Annotated in this window: 14 protein-coding genes; all 14 read left to right on the forward strand. The window is 38.7% G+C overall.

Annotated features, from left to right (window positions below):
• Positions 1-58 precede the first annotated feature (58 nt).
• Positions 59-1,780, forward strand: coding sequence for a urocanate hydratase (gene hutU, locus F7731_RS11130; protein WP_151534866.1), 1,722 nt, complete (start codon positions 59-61; stop codon positions 1,778-1,780).
• A 494-nt stretch (positions 1,781-2,274) separates the two neighbouring features.
• Positions 2,275-3,438: an ABC transporter substrate-binding protein gene (locus F7731_RS11135; RefSeq protein WP_151534867.1), complete on the forward strand. Its 1,164-nt coding sequence runs from the start codon at positions 2,275-2,277 to the stop codon at positions 3,436-3,438.
• A gap of 81 nt (positions 3,439-3,519) precedes the next feature.
• The gene (locus F7731_RS11140) at positions 3,520-4,401 is read left to right on the forward strand and encodes a branched-chain amino acid ABC transporter permease (RefSeq protein ID WP_151534868.1); all 882 of its coding nucleotides are present in this window, start codon (positions 3,520-3,522) and stop codon (positions 4,399-4,401) included.
• Between the two features lie 12 nt (positions 4,402-4,413).
• A complete protein-coding gene (locus F7731_RS11145) occupies positions 4,414-5,352 on the forward strand; it encodes a branched-chain amino acid ABC transporter permease (RefSeq protein WP_246197190.1) in 939 nt (312 codons plus the stop codon).
• Positions 5,339-6,106: an ABC transporter ATP-binding protein gene (locus F7731_RS11150; RefSeq protein WP_212031174.1), complete on the forward strand. Its 768-nt coding sequence runs from the start codon at positions 5,339-5,341 to the stop codon at positions 6,104-6,106. The genes F7731_RS11145 and F7731_RS11150 overlap by 14 nt, the downstream gene beginning before the upstream one ends.
• Positions 6,107-6,811, forward strand: coding sequence for an ABC transporter ATP-binding protein (locus tag F7731_RS11155; protein WP_151534869.1), 705 nt, complete (start codon positions 6,107-6,109; stop codon positions 6,809-6,811). It abuts the gene before it with no gap.
• 657 nt (positions 6,812-7,468) lie between these two features.
• Complete coding sequence (locus tag F7731_RS11160; RefSeq protein ID WP_343032860.1) at positions 7,469-8,251, forward strand: transporter substrate-binding domain-containing protein; 783 nt, start codon at positions 7,469-7,471, stop codon at positions 8,249-8,251.
• A gap of 258 nt (positions 8,252-8,509) precedes the next feature.
• Positions 8,510-9,166 (forward strand): amino acid ABC transporter permease, encoded by a 657-nt coding sequence (locus tag F7731_RS11165; RefSeq protein ID WP_151534870.1) that lies wholly within the window; start codon positions 8,510-8,512, stop codon positions 9,164-9,166.
• On the forward strand, positions 9,163-9,885 hold the full coding sequence (locus F7731_RS11170; RefSeq protein ID WP_151534871.1) for an amino acid ABC transporter ATP-binding protein: 723 nt from the start codon (positions 9,163-9,165) through the stop codon (positions 9,883-9,885). Before F7731_RS11165 ends, F7731_RS11170 begins: the two co-directional genes overlap by 4 nt.
• 362 nt (positions 9,886-10,247) lie before the next feature.
• A complete protein-coding gene (gene hutU, locus F7731_RS11175) occupies positions 10,248-11,969 on the forward strand; it encodes a urocanate hydratase (protein ID WP_151534872.1) in 1,722 nt (573 codons plus the stop codon).
• Between the two features lie 111 nt (positions 11,970-12,080).
• The gene (gene hutI / locus F7731_RS11180) at positions 12,081-13,328 is read left to right on the forward strand and encodes an imidazolonepropionase (protein WP_151534873.1); all 1,248 of its coding nucleotides are present in this window, start codon (positions 12,081-12,083) and stop codon (positions 13,326-13,328) included.
• A gap of 70 nt (positions 13,329-13,398) precedes the next feature.
• Complete coding sequence (locus F7731_RS11185; protein ID WP_151534874.1) at positions 13,399-14,565, forward strand: M20/M25/M40 family metallo-hydrolase; 1,167 nt, start codon at positions 13,399-13,401, stop codon at positions 14,563-14,565.
• Between the two features lie 219 nt (positions 14,566-14,784).
• A complete protein-coding gene (locus F7731_RS11190; protein ID WP_151535155.1) occupies positions 14,785-16,230 on the forward strand; it encodes an amino acid permease in 1,446 nt (481 codons plus the stop codon).
• A gap of 89 nt (positions 16,231-16,319) precedes the next feature.
• On the forward strand, positions 16,320-17,837 hold the full coding sequence (gene hutH / locus F7731_RS11195) for a histidine ammonia-lyase (protein WP_151534875.1): 1,518 nt from the start codon (positions 16,320-16,322) through the stop codon (positions 17,835-17,837).
• Positions 17,838-17,971: the final 134 nt, after the last annotated feature.

A 17,971-nucleotide genomic window follows, 5' to 3' on the forward strand; every position in this document is an offset into this window, starting at 1 on the left:
CTCCTTGCATTATCTATTAATGAGTTTAAGTAATTAATTATTGTAGGAGGAACCACACATGACAAAACCAGAAATCCTATATTCCGTTAAAGCACAAAGAGGTCCAGAGCTTCGCTGTAAAGGGTGGAGACAAGAATCTATTCTAAGAATGCTAGAAAATAATATGGAAAACGCTGAAAAGCCAGAAGAGCTAGTTATCTACGGAGGAATCGGTAAAGCTGCCCGTAACTGGGAATCCTACCATGCTATTGTTAAATCTTTGAAAGAGCTTGAAGATGATGAAACATTAGTTGTACAATCTGGGATGCCTGTTGCGGTATTCAAAACACATAAATATGCGCCAACGGTTGTTATGGCAACAACAAACATCATGAAAGCCGATTGGCCGACATTCTATGATCTACAAGATAAAAACTTAACGATGTATGCGAACTATACAGCGGCACCTTGGGAATACATAGGTACACAAGGGGTTATCCAAGGTACATTTGAAACATTATCAGCAATTGCACGTCTTCATTACAATGACTCTCTTGTTGGAAAAATCCTTTTAACAGCTGGTGCTGGCGGAATGGGCGGAAACCAAACGAGAGCAATGACGATGCATGGCGGGGTAGCGATTCTATGTGACTCGAATGTTGAGATCATTAATCGCCGTATTGAAAAGAAATTTATTGATGTTTTAGCAGATTCATTGGATGATGCCATTGCTATGGCGAAGCAAGCTGCAGCAGAAGGCAAACCACTAGGCATTGCTGTCGTTGGTAACGCCGCAGATATCTTTGAAGAAGTTCTTGAAAAAGGCTGGCTGCCAGATATTACAACATCTATGACACCAGGTCACGATCCAATTTCTTACTTACCTGCTGGCTACACAGTAGAAGAGGCAGAAAAACTACGTGATACTGATCGTGCTTTATACTTAGAAAAAGCACGTGAAACAATGATCCGTGAATTAAAAGCGCTAATCAAATTTATGGACTTAGGTGTTCATTCATTTGAATATGGGACAAGCCATCGTAAAGAGTGTATCGACGCTGGATTTGATGAGAAGGAAGCGAAGCGTCTTCCAGGTTTCGTAGCTGAATATCTTCGTCCGCTATTCTGCGAAGGCCGTGGACCTTTCCGCTGGATCTGCTTATCTGGTGACCCAGAAGATTTAAGAAAAATTGATGAAATGATTTTAGAGAAATTTGCAGATGATTATCTAGTCACTCGCTGGATTAAGCTTGCAATGAAGCATATTCCGATTGAAGCACTTCCTGCTCGTATTTGCTATATGGGCTTCGGTCAGCGTAAAGCATTTGCATTAGAAGTGAATGACATGATTCGCCGCGGTGAGCTTTCTGGTCCAGTTGCGTTCTCTCGTGACAACTTAGACTCTGGTTCGATTGTAAACCCAACATTTGAGTCTGAAAACATGAAGGATGGCTCTGATTTAATTTCTGACTGGCCGGTATTGAACGGTCTATTGAATGCAGTGGGTATGTGTGACCTAATCGCACTTCAAGCGAACTATTCAATGGGTGAAGCCGTTCATACAGGCGTAACAATGATCGCAGATGGAACAGCTGAATCTGACATGAGACTAGAAGTAGCGATGACAGTTGACTCTGGAATCGGGGTTGTCCGCCACGCACAGGCTGGCTATGAAATCGCTCAAGATGTTGCGAACGGAAAAGGAAAATTAACGAAGGAAAGTATCCAAATCCCATTATGGTGGTCTCCAAAAGCAACATTCGGACCGAAGGATTTGGAGAAGGAAGAAGTTAAAGCATAATCATCACTAGGCACCCCTACCAACACTTATCTAAATAGTAAACAGCCTGCTATTCCCTTAGATGGAGAAGCGGGCTGTTTTTTGATGGAAAAGGCTTTTTTTGTAAGATTCTGTAGATAGCAGAATTTATCTGCATCAAGAAAAAAGGTTTATATATTTAGGCGGAATACTTGATATTAACAGTGTTTGCTTATTTGTTAGAAAAATTAAGTTAACCATTTACAGTACAACTACAAAAAGTCCGCCAAACCTATCTGCATATTATGAATGCTTCTAATTGAATGGATTATCATAAAACGTACTTTCTTATATTAAAAAAGCAAAATACATCTGCACTATAAAGTGTTATATTTTCTAGAAATTATGGAGTATTTCGTCTGCAAATGACTAGGACATCCGCATTAATTTGAATTTTTAGAATAAAGGGTCACCTTGGCACGGTTTTTGCAAAGATATTAAATGATAACTCAAAAAATGATCCGGGGTGATATTTCATGAAAAAAATGCTCTTTCTATTATTATTAGTCTTTTCTTTGATATTAACAGCTTGTAGTGCGGAAAAATCAGAAGGAAAGGAAGGCTCTAAGGATTCAAAAAAGAATAACCAAGATGCAATAAAAATTGGTTGGTTTGGACCATTGACAGGGCCGACATCAACTGACGGGCAAATCAGTTTAAATGCTTCACAATTAGCTGTTGATCAAATTAATGAAAATGGTGGAATTAATGGACAAAAGGTAGAAATAATTTCAGTTGACGACCAAGGTAAGCCGCAAGAAGCTGCAAAAGGGGTTCAAAAATTAATGAACAGTGATAAGGTAGCTGCCGTTATAAGCGGAGCTTATTCGGGTCCAACTTTAGCAGCGGCATCCTTGGTTCAAAAAGCAGGTGTACCAATGATTGTTTCCTATGCGAAACACCCAGAAGCCACAAAGGGCGGTGACTATGTTTCTAGAATGATCTATACATCCGATGTACAAGCAAAAGCTCTTGCGGATTATGCTGTTAATGATGAGGAATTAAAAACCTTTGCTATTGTATATATGAATATTGATTATGGTATCGAAAGCCAGGTCGCTCTTGAGAAAGAAATAAGTGAACTAGGTGGAAATGTTTTAGTAAGTAAATCATTTAATATGGGGGACACTGATTTTAATTCAGCTTTATCCGCAGTAAAGGAAAAAAAACCTGATGCTTTATTTGTTGTAGCCTACTACAATGAAGGCGCCTCCATCGTAAGCCAAGCAAGACAAATGGGGCTAGAGTCTAGAATAATCGGTATTGATGGTTTGGATGCACCAAAATATCTTGAATTAGCAGGTGAGCATGCTGAAGGAACAGTTATATCTACTTCATTCTATAAAGCAGATGAGAGAGAAATTGTTCAAAACTTTGTTAAAGCCTATAAGGAAAAATTCAATACCGAATTAAGCATTACAGCTTCTCAGAGCTATGATGCGGTTTTAGCGATAAAGGATGCAATTGAGCGTTCAAGTACTGATAGAGAGGACATTGCTAAAGCAATTAATTCAACTAAAGATTTAGAAGGGACCTCCGGTAGTATCACAATTGATGAAAATCATGAAGTCGTTAAGCCAATCGTATTCATGAAAGTTGAAAATGGAGAATTTAAATATCTACATTCAAAGACATATTAATTTAATAAATGGAAATAGAAGGGATTCAATATATTATTGTATCCCTTGTTTTCCTTTTAAACGGTAAAGGGGTGGAATGGCTTGATAGTTGAACAGTTGATTAATGGGATAGCATTAGGTTTTGTATATGTATTAATAGCGCTTGGGCTAACAATGGTATACGGAGTTTTAAAAGTATTGCACTTTGCCCACGGTGTTATATATATGGTCGGAGCCTTCTCAGCTATGGTAGGAATATTATATCTAAATCTTTCATTTATACCCGCTTTGATATTTGCCTTAGTAATTTCCGGACTGGTTGGTGTAGGGATTGAAAAGTATGCTTATAGACCTCTTAAAGATGTCCATCCAATCACGGTTCTAATAAGTGGTGTAGGAATAGCAATATTACTTCAAAATTTGTTTCAAATCATTTTTACTTCTGATTCTCATGCCTTCCCAAAAACGAATATTAAGGTACACAGTATTGATATTTTTGGGATTGCATCATTAACGAATATTAAACTTTATATGATCATCATCGGTCTTATTGTTTTAGCTGTGCTTTACCTGTTCTTGAATTTCACAAAAATGGGTATAGCTATTCAAGCAGTTTCCCAGGATCGAAAGGCAGCTGCGTTAATGGGGATAAATGTTAATAGAATTGTCATGGTTACTTTTCTACTTGGTTCTATGCTGGCCGCTTTAGCCGGCATAATAACAGCGTTAAATTATAATTCATTATCCCCAGCTATGGGAGATATTCCCGGATTAAAAGCTTTCTGTGTTGTTGTGCTAGGTGGTTTAGGTTCAATCCCTGGAACAGTCTTAGGTGGATTAATATTGGGAATAGCAGAAGCATTAAGTACTGGATATTTAGAAGGCATGCCTATTGATACGAATGCCATCGCTTTTATATTGCTGGTTGCTATTTTACTAATAAAACCTTCAGGATTATTCGGAAAGAATATAGAAAAAGTGTAGGTGATATCATTGTTGGATTTCATTAACCCATATTATATAGATATTTTAATATTTTTAGTGATTAACATTCTATTAGGCCTAGGATTGAATTTGACAACTGGGTTTGCAGGACAAGTTTCTTTGGGACACGCTGCATTCTATGGAATTGGCGCTTACACATCAGCCATATTATCTGCTAATTATGGTGTAAATGTTTGGATATCCATGCTAATTGCTGTTGTAGTAACCTTCTTATTAGGTGCACTTTTAGGACTGCCTAGTTTGCGTTTAAGGGATGATTTTCTTGCAATCACAACATTGGGCTTGGGACTTGTTGCACACTCCTTTTTTAATAATTCCCAACTAACAGGAGGGGCATATGGAATAAATTCAATACCTGCCCCCCTCTTTTTTGGGATAGAGGTAGAGAATGTAGGATATCTCCTTTTTGTTGTTCTTGCATTAATCGCAGCCATCTATATTATGAGAAAAATAACACGATCTAGAATCGGAAGAGCTTGGGTGACTATAAGAGAAGATGAAACTGTAGCTCAATCGATGGGAATCAATACCATGTATTATAAAGTGTTAGCCTTTGCAATCGGAGCAGCCTTTGCGGGAGTTGCAGGTGCCTTATTTGCTCATAAAATTTATTTTGTAAACGCTGACTCTTTTACATTTACAACTTCAGCAACTATCTTAAGTATGATCGTTATAGGTGGTTTAGGCAGTATAAGGGGAACTTTATTAGGTGTGACACTTTTGTACACAATACCGGAACTATTTCATATTTTTGATGTAGGAAATTTGTTGAACTTAAATTATTTAGATAATTATAAAATGATACTTTATGGATTGCTTATGGTTTTAGTTATGAGATATAGTCCTAAAGGCTTGATAGATATTAAAAATATAAAAACAAAAAAAATAAATCCGGCTGTGAAAAGTGGTGATCAGAATGTTGGAAGTTAAAAATGTTTCAAAATTTTTTGGTGGATTAACAGCTGTAAACAATGTAAGCCTGAAGGTACAAAAAGGTGAAATTTTTGGTTTGATTGGACCAAATGGTGCAGGTAAAACAACATTTTTTAATATGTTAACAGGAATTTATAGTCCTAATAATGGAGAAATAGTATTAGAAGATACTATGATTCAAAAGTTAAAACCATTTCAAATAGCAAGATTAGGAGTTTCAAGGACATTCCAAAATATAAGGTTATTAGGTAATGAGACTGTTGCAGAAAATGTAAAGATAGGAATGTTTCGAAAAACAAAGTCGGGTTTAATTTCCGCTATAATGAATAGTAAATCTCAACAGAAAGAAGAGAAATTTGTTGAAGAAAAGGTTAAACAAACATTAATGGAGGTCGGTTTAGAAAAGTATATGGATTTAAATGCAGGTAATTTATCTTATGGAAATCAGCGTAAGGTAGAGATAGCCCGCGCACTTGTATCTGATCCAAAACTTATATTATTAGATGAACCATGTGCGGGAATGAATGATACTGAGGTAGAAGAAATTAATTTTTTGGTAAAAAGAATACGTGACAATGGGACAACAGTGATTATTATCGAACATAATGTCCCTATGCTAGTAGTATTGTGTGATAATATGGCTGTATTAAATCACGGTGAGAAGATTGCTGATGGTTCTCCTGAAAAAGTTACTTCTGATAGCGCTGTAGTAAATGCCTACATTGGAAGTGAAGAAGAGGAAGTGATTTAATTGCTCACGATAAAAAATCTGAATGTTTTTTATAATCAAATTCACGCAGTGAAAGATCTCAATTTAGAGTTAAATAAAGGAGAAATAGTAACATTAATGGGATCTAATGGTGCTGGAAAATCTTCAAGTTTAAATGCGATTTCCGGATTAATAAAATTCTCAGGTTCAATACTTTTTAATGGTGATGAAATAAATAAATTAAGTCCGGATCAAATTGTAAAAAAAGGAATAGTAATGGTTCCAGAAGGTCGAAGGATTTTTCCTAAATTAACTGTTTTGGAAAACCTACTGTTAGGGGCATATACAAGAAACGTTACTAACAATATAAAAGCAAAAGAATTAGAAGAGATATTTGAATTATTTCCTAGACTTGAAGAGAGAAAAAGACAATTAGGTGGTACAATGAGTGGTGGTGAACAACAAATGTTGGCGATAGGCAGAGCATTAATGGGTAAACCAAAAGTTTTAATGCTTGATGAACCGTCAATGGGGTTAGCACCGATCGTTGTAAAAGATATTTATGAAACCATTAAGAAAATTAAAGGTCAAGGACTAACAATTTTATTAGTTGAACAAAATGCAAAAAAGGCATTATCTGTTGCTGATAGGGCATATGTTATAGAAAATGGACAAATTAAATATCATGATGAAGCACGAAATTTATTAGAGCAGGATGTTATCCAAAAGGCCTATCTCGGTGGATAATAATTGTTCTTTTACTTATAAACTCAAAGAAAGTGCCTAAACGTGTGTCGGGCAATTTCGAACTCATATGTGATTTTTAATAAATAGCCTACTTTTCTCTTGAGTGGAGAAGTGGGCTATTTCTATTTTTATGTGGATTTTTAGTAAGTAGATATTGTTCAGAATGCAAAAAACATCTGCAAGGATGGAGAGTTAGCCAATAATGGCGCAGATTCACATTTTTCAGCAATTATCTTTCATAATCTACAAAATATTATAAAGGTAGTCGGTTTTTTATTTTTCTAATGCAAAAGTAATCTGCATGATTAATGGATAGCAAAATAAAGGATTTAGACCAAATTAATTTCCTGGGAGCATAAAAGCAGCAAAAAGTATCTGCGGGATAATTTACTGAATTTGGCGAAAATAGGGAATATTTAGGGTGAACAAGACTTAAGATGCCCTAATAACGGAGGGATTAAGCAAATTAGTTATTTTGGCACAATCCTTGCAGAAGATTATTTGATAATAAAAATATTACAGAGAAGGGATTGATCATATTCCAAATCGTTTATTGTAAGCTGGAAAAATAGTTCCTAAGACCTAACGGAATCATGCGTGCAAATGGGTAGGTTTATTTAAAGAAAAAAATTTTTAATTCCAAGGGGGGCACGAAAAATGAAAAGGTTTACAATTTTTGCTATAGTAATGATTTTCTCACTTATTCTATCAGCTTGTGGAACGAGCCAAAAGACATCCGATAGTACAACTTCTGGCGAAGGAAAGAAGAAACTTAGGGTAGCCACAGAGGCTAACTATGCACCATTTGTCTTTTTAGATAAAGGTGTAATGACAGGGTTTGACGTTGACTTTATGAATGCCGTTGCAAAAGAAGCTGGCTATGAAATTGAAATGGTCAATGTCGGCTGGGATCCCCTATTCGTCGAAGTAAAGGACAAGCTTGCAGATATGGGTATTTGTGCGATTACGATCAACGACAAACGTTTAAAAACATATGATTTTTCCGTTCCATACTATTTATCGACAAATGAAATTCTTGTTCCTCAAGGCAGTGATATAAAGAGCGCGGCAGATTTAAAAAATGATAAAGTGGTCGCCGTTCTTGGTGGGACAACAGGGCAAGTAGCTGTTGAGAAAATTCTTGGGGAAAACAATAAAAATATCAAAAAATTTGATAATAATAATCTAGCTATTTTAGAGATGACGAGTGGCGGAGCAGATGCGGTTGTTGCCGACAATGCTGTCGTTCAGGTATATGCTCAAAATAATCCAAATGAAAATCTCTCTGTTATTAGTGATAAAGAGGGCTTTGAAAATGAATTTTACGGCCTTATGTTTCCAAAAGGTAGTGATCTAAAGGCGGACTTTGATGTAGCTGTGACGGAAGTTTTGAAAAATGGAACATATACAGAAATTTACAAAAAAATGGTTTGGTGTTGAACCAGATACAGAGACGATTTTAGCTGAGCAAAAATAAGGTTCAACTTCACTCAGTGGGGGGGCTTTTATCCCCCACGAGTGTTAGTTGAACCAATCGGGCTTTTACTGGCAGTTGATCTCCCACCTAACTTCTAAGATATACTAAAGTTTTGAGGTGGGAGTCTTACTGCCAGTTAATGCGGGATAAAATCATTCAATCAAAATTGCGTAACAAAATGATTCGTTACGCAATTTTGATTTACATAAGGGGGAAGGGTTATGGATTTTAGGTTTGACATCATAGTAGAATATATTCCTTTCTTTGTAGAGGGAACGTTATTAACCATTGGCTTGTCCATTGTAGGAATTATATTTGGAACCATCCTCGGTTTATTTATCGGTCTTGGGAAAATGACAAAAAATAAGCCGATCGCCTTTATTTTTAATTGCTATGTTATTTTTTTCAGAGGAACTCCTTTGTTTGTACAAATCTTATTAATCCATTTTGGTGTTGTCCCAATGTTTATTGGAAAAACGAATGGGATTGCAGCTAGTATTATTGCTCTATCTTTAATTGCAGGTGCCTATATCGCTGAAATTTTTCGTGCAGGCATTCAGTCTATTGATAAGGGGCAAATGGAAGCAGCCCGTTCTCTCGGTATGAATCATGTACAAGCAATGACTCATGTTATTTTGCCGCAAGCTTTTAAACGAATGATCCCTCCTCTTGGGAATGAGTTTGTTGTCCTTATTAAAGAATCCTCTCTGGCAGCCATCGTAGCGACTCCGGAACTTATGTATTACGGTCGTGCCTTAGCTAGCTCCACTTTACGCGTATGGGAGCCGTACCTTGCAGCAGCGCTTATCTATCTTGTGTTAACAACGACGCTTGGCTTCTTATTAAATAAACTGGAAAGAAGGTTGACTACGGAATGATTCAAGTAAAAAACTTAAAGAAAACATTCGGTCAAAATGAAGTGTTAAAGGACATAAATGCCGATATTCAGCCTCAAGAGGTTGTCGTAGTTATTGGCCCATCAGGATCAGGCAAATCAACTTTCTTAAGATGCATAAATTTGCTTGAATCAATTACAGGCGGGCAAATTACAATTGAGGGCGTCGATATAACTGATAAAAAAACGGATATTAATAAAGTAAGAACCGAAGTGGGAATGGTTTTTCAGCAATTTAATTTATTTCCTCATAAGACGGTTATTGAAAATATTATGCTCGCTCCAATGAAAGTTAGAAATATTTCATCGGCAGAAGCAAAGGCTACCGGTCTTGAACTGCTGCGAAAAGTAGGGCTGGAAGAGAAGGAAAATGTGTATCCAGATTCCTTATCAGGCGGGCAAAAGCAGCGCGTGGCGATTGCGAGAGCCTTAGCGATGAAACCAAAAATCATGCTTTTTGATGAGCCGACCTCTGCATTGGATCCAGAAATGGTTGGAGAGGTGCTTGAGGTTATGAAGCAATTGGCTAAAGAAGGGATGACAATGGTTGTTGTCACACATGAAATGGGATTTGCCAGAGAAGTGGGTGATCGTGTTTTATTTATGGATGGCGGTGTCATTGTGGAAGAAAATGCACCGAAAGAAATCTTTGAAAACCCACAGCACGAAAGAACGAAAGCTTTTTTAAGCAAAGTTTTATAAGACAAAAATATCGGCCGGTCCAAGGTCGATGTTTTTATTTGCGAAGATTTTCTTGCTGCTTATAAATCTGCATGCAAATTTCATCTGCATACAAAAAATGAAATCGTTTTCAAGGTTATAAAGCTAATTTTACAAGTTTAAACAAAAATCTGCAAAATTCATCTGCGATAGATTACTTGTTTTGAAATTAAAATGTAAGAAAAAGGAATGAAATGGATAGGGTTTTCGTGTTAAACGAGCGGAAAAACTACTATTTTCTAAGCCTTTATTGAAAATTATATCTTTTCCAACTAATTTGGCACATTACTTGCAACAGTATTAAGTTAAGAAATTTAAACCAAACATTCAGGGAGGAAACACACATGTCTAAACCAGAAATTTTATATTCCGTTAAAGCACAAAGAGGTCCAGAGCTACGCTGTAAAGGGTGGAGACAAGAATCTATTCTGCGGATGCTTGAAAATAATATGGAAAATGCTGAAAAACCAGAGGAGCTAGTAATCTACGGAGGAATCGGAAAAGCAGCTCGTAACTGGGAATCCTACCATGCAATTGTTAAATCTCTGAAGGAGTTAGAGGATGATGAAACATTAGTTGTTCAATCTGGAATGCCAGTTGCGGTATTCAAAACACATAAATATGCACCAACTGTAGTAATGGCAACAACAAACATTATGAAAGCGGATTGGCCAACATTCTATGATTTACAAGACAAAAACTTAACGATGTATGCGAACTATACAGCTGCTCCTTGGGAATATATCGGTACACAAGGCGTAATCCAAGGTACTTTCGAAACTTTATCAGCGATCGCACGTCTTCATTACAATGACTCTCTTGTTGGAAAGATCCTTCTAACAGCTGGTGCTGGCGGTATGGGTGGAAACCAAACGCGAGCGATGACGATGCATGGCGGAGTTGCGATTCTATGTGACTCAAATGTTGAAATCATTAATCGCCGTATTGAAAAGAAGTTTATTGATGTTTTAGCAGATTCATTGGATGATGCGATTGCTATGGCGAAGCAAGCGGCTGCAGAAGGGAAACCACTAGGTATTGCTGTCGTTGGTAACGCGGCTGATATTTTTGAAGAAGTTCTTGAAAAAGGCTGGTTGCCAGACATTTCGACTTCTATGACACCAGGTCACGACCCAATTTCTTACTTACCGGCTGGCTACACTGTTGAGGAAGCAGAAAATCTTCGTGATACAGATCGAACTCTTTACTTAGAAAAAGCACGCGAAACGATGATTCGTGAATTGAAAGCATTAATTAAATTTATGGACTTAGGTGTTCATTCCTTTGAATATGGTACAAGTCACCGTAAAGAATGTGTCGATGCGGGCTTTGATCCGAAGGAAGCGAAGCGTCTTCCAGGCTTCGTGGCGGAATACATTCGTCCGTTATTCTGCGAAGGCCGTGGACCTTTCCGTTGGATCTGTCTATCTGGTGATCCAGAAGATTTAAGAAAAATTGATGAAATGATTTTAGAGAAATTCTCAGATGATTATCTAGTCACTCGCTGGATCAAGCTTGCGATGAAACATATTCCGATCGAAGCACTTCCAGCTCGTATTTGCTATATGGGCTTCGGACAGCGTAAAGCATTTGCATTAGAAGTGAATGACATGATTCGCCGCGGTGAGCTTTCTGGTCCAGTTGCGTTCTCTCGTGACAACTTAGACTCTGGTTCGATTGTAAACCCAACATTTGAGTCTGAAAACATGAAGGATGGCTCTGATTTAATTTCTGACTGGCCGGTATTGAACGGTCTATTGAATGCAGTTGGAATGTGTGACTTAATCGCACTTCAAGCGAACTACTCAATGGGTGAAGCTGTTCACACAGGAGTGACAATGATCGCGGATGGTACAGATGAATCTGATATGAGACTTGAAGTAGCAATGACAGTTGACTCTGGAATCGGGGTTGTTCGCCACGCACAGGCTGGCTATGAAATCGCTCAAGATGTCGCAAATGGAAAAGGGAAGTTAACGAAGGAAAGCATTAAAATCCCATTATGGTGGTCTCCAAAAGCAACATTTGGGCCAAAGGATTTAGAGAAAGAAGATGTGAAGGCTTAATAAATGGTTAAATGATTAGGTGGCTCATAGGGTTAACCCTTTTGAGCCCCCGTTCTTTTAAAGAAGTAGGCCAAATTAACAGCTTGATAGACTTTAAGGAGGTTTTGCAACGTGTCTGAAACGAAGGTCAAGTTAAAAGTAGACTTAGTGATCAGCAATGCATCAGAGGTTATTACATGTATCGGTGAGGGTATGGAGGAAATTGGTATCCTGACTGATGCATGGATTGCGATTAAGGATGAAAAAATTGTTGGAGTTGGAACAGAGGCAGAGGTAAAAAGCAATTTCGATCTGGAAAAGTCCTCTATGATCGATGCCAAAGGTAAGGTGGTCGCTCCTGGCTTTGTTGACTCACATACTCATTTAGTTTTCTACGGAACACGGGTGGAGGAATATGCTGCTAAACTAACTGGAAAACCAGAAAAACTTCAACAACTTAGCATTACAACAGGCCCAAGCAGAACAGTCGAACTCACACGCAACGAACCAGAAGAGGAATTATTCCAGCAATCCAAAAAACGTGTCATGACAATGCTTGAGCACGGAATCACAACAATTGAAAGCAAAAGCGGCTACGGACTGACGACAGATAGTGAGATCAAAATTTTGGAAGTGGGCAGAAGGCTGGACAATGAAACACCACTTGATGTGTTAAATACCTTTTTAGGAGCGCATGGTTTTCCAGAAAATTTAACTAAAAGTGAGTATCTGGATGTCATCATCAACGAGATGATTCCTAAAGTCGGAGAACAGGGACTCGCGGAATTCTGTGATGTTTGGTGTGATGAAGGTTACTTTACAGCTGAGGAATCTGAATTAATCCTCAAAGCAGGATTAAAGTATGGAATGAAGCCGAAGATTCATGCGGATGCCTATTCCTATATCGGCGGTTCTGATTTAGCGGCAGAAATGAAAATGGTTTCGATTGACCATTTAAATTATACACCTGAAGAAGTCGTGGAAAAGCTAGCTGAAGCAAAAGTAACGGGTGTACTCATGCCGGCTTTAGATTTTGCTGTTGGTCATAAACAGCCTTTCGATGCACGCCAAATGCTAGACAAAGGAATGGAAATCGCGCTTGCGACTGACCTCTGTCCAGCTTGTTATACAGAGTCCATGCAGTTTGTCATTAATCTTGCATGTAGACTATATAAATTCTCAGTTGAAGAGGCAATCAAAGCTGCTACATATGGCGGGGCGAAGGCACTTGATTTAGATGACCGCGGTGTGATTCAAGAAGGAAAACTAGCAGACTTGCAAATTTGGGATGTCCCAACCTATAAGCATATCGCTTACGAGCTAGGAACAAATATCGTTCAAACGGTCATTAAAAAAGGAGAAGTCGTCGTTAGCCGCTAGGGGAAGAGATTCATAGCGCTCGTTTAGCTCGAGCACCAAAGGAAATCCATACTATTGGGAGGGTTCATAAATGACAACAAAGCATGCATCTAATGCTGCAGAATTTGTAAATGCCGAACGATTACAGGAACTATTTCTTGAGTTAGCAAAAATTAATGGCCCAAGCACGAAGGAACAGCTTGTCGCTGATTATTTAGTAAAAGCATTGCCAGAGCTTGGCTTTACACTAGAATTTGATGAGGCCCACAAAAATTTTGATGGGGAAGTAGGGAACTTAGTTGCCTGGCATGAAGGGACTGACCCGTCCATTCCGCCATTATTCTTCTCAACGCATATGGATACAGTCCTGCCGACAGAAGGGCTAAAGCCTGTTATTAAAGATGGTGTGATCCATTCTGATGGAACAACGATTTTAGGAGCTGACGATCGTGCGGCTTTAGCTGCATATTTGGAAGCAATGAGAGCCATTAATGAAGGTGGAATTCCACATGGTCCAATTGAGTTCATCCTAACTGTTAATGAGCAGCCAGGATTAGTGGGTGCCAGTTACATGGATTACTCGAAAGCGAAAAGTAAAACCGGTTATATTTTCGACAGTAGTGGAGATGTCGGCCAGATTATTCTTAAAGGTCCATACAGTTCAAGGATTTGGATGGAAGTAGAAGGAAATGCAGCCCATATTGCACTAAATGCAGAAGAGGGAAATAGCGCATTTCTAATCGCTGCAGAAGGTTTAACAAATATGAAGCTAGGCACCATTGATGAAGAGACGCTAGCTAATATCGGTATTATTAAAGGCGGGGAACTGACATCCATCATTCCTGGAAGTGTGACAGTGGCTGGGGAAGTTCGCAGTTTTTCAAAGGAAAAGCTGGATCAGCAGCTTGAGCATATGGCAGAAGCTATGAAACAAGCCGCTGAGAAAAAAGGCGGAAAAGTACATGTGAAACTTGAGAAGAAATACAGTGGATTTGATATCCCAGAAAACGATATTCTCGTAAGAAATGTAGAAGAAGCAGCAAGAAATATTCATGTAAAGCCATATTTAACAGAAACACTTGGCGGAGCAGACACAAATGTGCTGAATGAAAATGGTCTTACTTGCTTAACGCTAGGATTAGGCTTTCAAAATATCCATTCCTTTAGAGAATGCATTAGTATTGAAAACTTAGTTAATACGGGCCGACTAACAGCTGCATTAATTGAACAATGGTATAAAAATCATAAAGAGGCATAATGAAAATAAACATGAAAAGGCCATTAGTGACATGTGTTAATGAGAAGGAGATCCTACGTCCTGAACAAACATAAAAGTATGTTTACTGCCATCGTTTGGAAAAGTCAGATGATGGTGGTAAACAGCTATTTTCAAATAAAGAGGGGCGCTATTTGCATCGTAAGTAACGACTAAAGGGGTGTTAGTTTGGGAATTCCAAAGTCACAGTTACAACCAGAAATGGAGCAAAACGAGTCATCACATCATTTACAACAAAGGTTAAAACCACGCCATGTTACGATGATTGCGCTTGGGGGTACAATCGGTACGGGGGTTTTTCTTGGAACTGGTCCAGCCATTCATACAGCAGGCCCGGGCGGTGTGTTACTCGCTTATGGCGTTATTGGCATCATGGTCTATTTTATTATGACAAGTCTTGGAGAACTGGCCTCATTCATGCCGACAAGCGGATCAATTAGTACATATGCAACACGTTTTATTGATCCCGCACTTGGATTTGCGTTTGGCTGGAACTATTGGTTCTCATGGGCGATGACGCTCGCAGCGGAACTAGCTGCCTCCGCACTGATTATGAAGTTCTGGTTTCCCGAGAGTTCGTCATTATTATGGAGCGGGTTGTTTTTAGCATTCCTTTTCTTATTAAATTTTTTATCAGTTAAGGGATTTGGCGAAGGGGAGTATTGGTTTTCATTTATTAAAGTAGCAACCATTGTGATTTTCATTGCTGTCGGAATATTGATGATTTTTGGAATCATGAATGGAGAGCCTGCTGGATTTGAAAACTTTACTATTGGTGAAGCGCCGTTTGTCGGAGGATTTCTTGGGACGGTTAGCATATTTTTAGTTGCGGGATTCTCCTTCTCTGGAACAGAGAGTATTGGTGTCGCAGCTGGAGAAAGCGAAAACCCCACAAAAACAATCCCGCGTGCGATTCGTAGCGTTTTCTGGCGGATTCTACTGTTTTATATACTGGCGATACTGGTTATCGCGTTTCTCATTCCTTACACGAATGAAAAACTTCAAAGTGATGCAGTCATAAACAGCCCGTTTACCATCGTGTTTGAGAAAGCAGGGCTCGCATTTGCAGCTTCACTTATGAATGCAGTTATATTAACGTCTGTATTGTCCGCTGGTAATGGATGCTTATACGTGACAAGCAGAATCATGTATGCCATGGCTAAGGAGGGACAGGCTCCACGTTTCTTGGCTACGGTAAACAAACGAGGCGTTCCCGTTGTTGCACTTCTCGCTACAACATTGATTGGAATGCTTGCTTTTTTAGCTTCCATTTTTGGAGATGGAACAGTGTATATTTGGTTGATGAATTCGGTGGGAGTTACGACATTTATTTTTTGGCTCGGTATTGCCATAAGTCATTATCGATTTAGGAAAGCATATGTTAAACAAGGTTATTCGCTTAAAGACCTTCCTTATCGTGCAAAATGGTACCCATTTGGACCGATATTTGCCGTTGTACTTTGCAGCTTCATTTTGGTTGGACAAAACTATCAAGGTTTTATTAGCGGACATATCGATTGGATAAACGTCATCGCCTCCTATCTTGGCATTCCGATATTCCTTTTGTTATGGCTTGGCTATAAATTTATCAAAAGAACAAAAGTAATTCCGTTAGAAGAATGTAAGATTGATTTGAATAAGCACTGAAATATCTTTGGCGTAATTGCCGCATTAGTTTTATAATAATTCCCAGAGTCTGAATTTTAGGTATATTTAAAAAGAGGAGTGGACAACTTATGAGCAACAGTGTAGTAGATTTAGATTTAGTAGAATTAGATGGTTTTTCATTAGATCGTCATAAAGTACAAAAAGTGGTTGATAGAAAAGCGACAGTATCAATTCCGGCAGAGAATCGATTAAAGGTTCAAGCTAGCCGAAATCGAATTGAAAAACAAATTAATGATGGAAAAATCGTTTACGGAGTCAATACTGGCTTCGGAAAGCTTAGTGATATAGAAATCGAGAAAGACGATATTGAGAAACTGCAATTAAATTTATTGAGAGCAGATGCTGTTGGTGTTGGTGACCCGCTTCCTATACCTGTTGTGAGAGCGATGATGGTATTGCGGGCAAATGCATTATCTAGAGGATTTTCGGGTATTAGAGAAGAAACTCTTCAACTGCTTGTTGATATGATTAATGAAGGAGTACATCCTGTTGTTCCGAGCAAAGGATCTGTTGGGGCAAGCGGAGATTTAGCCCCGCTTTCACATATCGCGATCGTGTTAGTCGGCGAAGGGAAAGCAGAATACAAAGGAGAAATTCTTCCAGGTGGGGAAGCATTAGAAAGAGCCGGATTAAAAGCGGTTACTTTACAAGCGAAAGAAGGATTAGCACTCATTAATGGAACACAATGTATGTCAGGAGTTGGAGTCGTTGCGCTTAACGAAGCCGAAAGAGTTGGCTTAGCTGCTGATATGGCGGCATGTTTAACAATGGAAGCTCTTCAAGGTGTGATTTCCGCTTTTGATAGTGAATTATTAGCTGTTCGCCCACATCCGGAGCTTGAATTTGTTGCTTCACGGATGAGAAAGTGGCTTGAAGGCAGTGAGCGCATCACTCGCCAAGGAGAAATTCGTATTCAAGATGCTTACTCAATCCGCTGTATTCCACAGGTTCATGGCGCATCATGGCAGGCATTTAATTATGTTGACGAACGCTTGAAAACAGAAATGAATTCAACAACGGATAATCCAATCGTATTAGAAAGCGGAGAAGTTATTTCCGGTGGCCATTTCCATGGTCAGCCAATTGCCCTTTCTATGGATTTCTTGAAGGTGGCAGCAGCTGAATGGGCAAATATTTCAGAGCGAAGAACAGAAAGACTTGTGAACCCACAGTTAAGCGGCTTATCACCATTCTTAGCACCAGATCCGGGCTTAGAATGCGGCTTGATGGTTGCTCAATATGCAGCAGCGGCACTTGTTTCTGAAAATAAAGTCCTTGCCCATCCAGCAAGCGTGGACTCCATCCCAACATCAGCTAACCAAGAAGATCATGTCAGCATGGGAACAATTGGTTCACGTCAAGCGAGAGAAATCATTCACAATTCTGCTAGAGTTATAGCGATTGAAATGATTTGCGCTTCACAGGCCATCTATTTAGAAAAAGCAGAAAGCCAGCTTGCCCCGGCAACAAGGGAGTTCCTAGAAAAAGTAAGAGCGATCTGCCCGCCGCTTGAAAGCGATCGAGCGATTTCTGATCAAATGGAAGAATTGGCTCAGTTTATTTTAAGAGAAGATGTGTTGAAATAATAAAATATGGAGAAGTTGTTCATTAATCGAATTCTATGATTAATGGATAACTTCTCTTTTTGTTAAGTGAGGGAAATGAAGGATAAAATAATTATAATATTGCCCGTCTAGAATCGTGAGCAGAGTCTTGATTT

Source organism: Cytobacillus depressus, from assembly GCF_008923245.1.
In the GTDB taxonomy this organism is placed as follows: domain Bacteria; phylum Bacillota; class Bacilli; order Bacillales; family Cytobacillaceae; genus Cytobacillus; species Cytobacillus depressus.